Annotated in this window: 3 protein-coding genes; all 3 read left to right on the top strand. The window is 65.8% G+C overall.

Annotated elements, in window-relative coordinates:
• On the top strand, positions 1 to 270 hold a 270-nt coding region (locus HP546_RS29855; RefSeq protein ID WP_172233357.1), incomplete at its 5' end, for an agmatine deiminase family protein.
• Positions 267 to 1,163, top strand: coding sequence for an N-carbamoylputrescine amidase (aguB, locus tag HP546_RS29850; protein ID WP_172233354.1), 897 nt, complete (start codon positions 267 to 269; stop codon positions 1,161 to 1,163). The genes HP546_RS29855 and aguB, both read left to right, overlap by 4 nt.
• 2 nt (positions 1,164 to 1,165) lie before the next feature.
• The coding region (locus tag HP546_RS29845) for an extracellular solute-binding protein (RefSeq protein WP_172233351.1) at positions 1,166 to 1,790 on the top strand (625 nt) is incomplete at its 3' end.

Below are 1,790 nucleotides of genomic sequence, written 5' to 3'. Positions count from 1 at the left end.
CGCCATTTCGAACTGCTCGACCTGTACGAGGCCAGCGATGCTGTCGATCCGGGCGCCGAGGTGTTCTGTGCCTCCTACACCAACTTCTACATCGCCAATGGCGCGATCATCATGCCCGCCTACGGTATCGCCGCCGACCAGGAGGCCGCTGCGCAACTGGCCCACGCCTTCCCTGGCCGCGAGATCGTGCCCGTGCGTATCGACCACATCGCCCACGGCGGTGGTGGCATCCATTGCATCACCCAGCAACAGCCGCAGGTGCAGCCATGAGCCTGTTGCGCGTGGCCACCACGCAAATGCCATGCAGCTGGAACCTGCCCGACAACCTCGAGCGCGCCGAGCAACTGGTACGCCAGGCCGCCGCCAAAGGTGCCCAGGTGATCCTGCTGCAAGAGCTGTTCGCCACCCCGTACTTCTGCATCGAACAAAACCACCAGCACCAGGCCCTGGCGCAGCCTTACCCCGACAGCCCGATCCTGCAGCGCTTCGCGGCGCTGGCCGGCGAGCTGGGCGTGGTACTGCCGCTGAGCTGGTACGAGTGCGCCGGCAATGCCTTCTTCAACTCGCTGAGCGTGGCCGACGCTGACGGTCGCCTGCTCGGCGTTTACCGCAAGACCCACATCCCCAATGCCATCGGCTACCAGGAAAAGGAGTACTTCAGCCCCGGTGACACCGGCTTCAAAGTCTGGGACACCGCCTTCGGCCGCCTGGGCATTGGTATCTGCTGGGACCAGTGGTTTCCCGAGACGGCCCGCTGCCTGGCACTGATGGGCGCCGAAGTGCTGCTGTTCCCCACCGCCATCGGCTCCGAGCCCGGCTGCGCCGAACTGGACTCACGCGACCATTGGCAGGTGGCCATGCGCGGCCACGCCGCCGCCAACCTGCTACCGGTGGTCGCGGCCAACCGCGTTGGCGAGGAAGTCGCAGCCAGCGACACATCGCTGGCCATGCGCTTTTATGGCTCGTCGTTCATCTGCGACCACAAGGGAGCCATGCTTGCCGAGGCCTACCGCGACAGCAGTGGCATCTGGCTGCACGACCTGGACCTGCAGCGCATGCGCGAGGACCGCCTGAGCTGGGGCATCTACCGTGATCGCCGCCCAGAAATGTACGCCCCGCTGCTGACCCTGGATGGCACGCACCCACACACCCTGAGGGCCTGAGCATGAAACGCCACGTTCTAGCCGCATTGGCGCTGGTCGCCTGCACCAGCCAGGCCCAGGCCGAGCAGCCCGTGCTGCGCCTGTACAACTGGGCAGACTATTTTGCCGAGGACACCCTCAAGCAGTTCACAGCCGAAACCGGTATTCAGGTGATCTACGACGTCATGGACGGCAGCGAGGTGCTCGAAGCCAAGCTGATGTCGGGGCGCAGCGGCTACGACCTGGTGTTCCCCGGTGATACCGTGGCCGAGCGCCTGATGCGCGCCGGCAGCCTGCAGCCGCTGGACCACAGCCGCCTGGAAGCGCTGGACGACATCGAGCCCGGCCTGCGCAAACTGCATGCCCAGTACCCCAAGGCCAGCCAGGCCACCGTCCCTTACACCTGGGGCACCATCGGCCTGACGGTGAATGCCGACAAAGTACGCGAGCGCATGCCCGATGCGCCGCTGGACAACCTCGACCTGCTGTTCAAGCCCGAGCTGGCTGCCAAGTTCGCCGATTGCGGCATCTCGGTGATCGACTCGCCCGACGAGGTGCTGGCCGTGGTCCTCAACTACCTGGGCCGCGAGCCACGCAGTGCCAAGCGTGAGGACCTGGCTGCCGCCAGCGAACTGCTCAAGGCCATCC

The organism is Pseudomonas sp. CM25 (assembly GCF_013179705.1).
In the GTDB taxonomy this organism is placed as follows: domain Bacteria; phylum Pseudomonadota; class Gammaproteobacteria; order Pseudomonadales; family Pseudomonadaceae; genus Aquipseudomonas.
The sequence above is the reverse complement of the archived record's forward strand: the minus strand, read 5'-3'. Positions and strand labels throughout refer to the sequence as shown.

Coding starts and splice junctions, on each gene's coding strand:
- aguB (WP_172233354.1), top strand. CDS start 267: ATGAGCCTGTTGCGCGTGGCCACCACGCAAATGCCATGCAGCTGGAAC.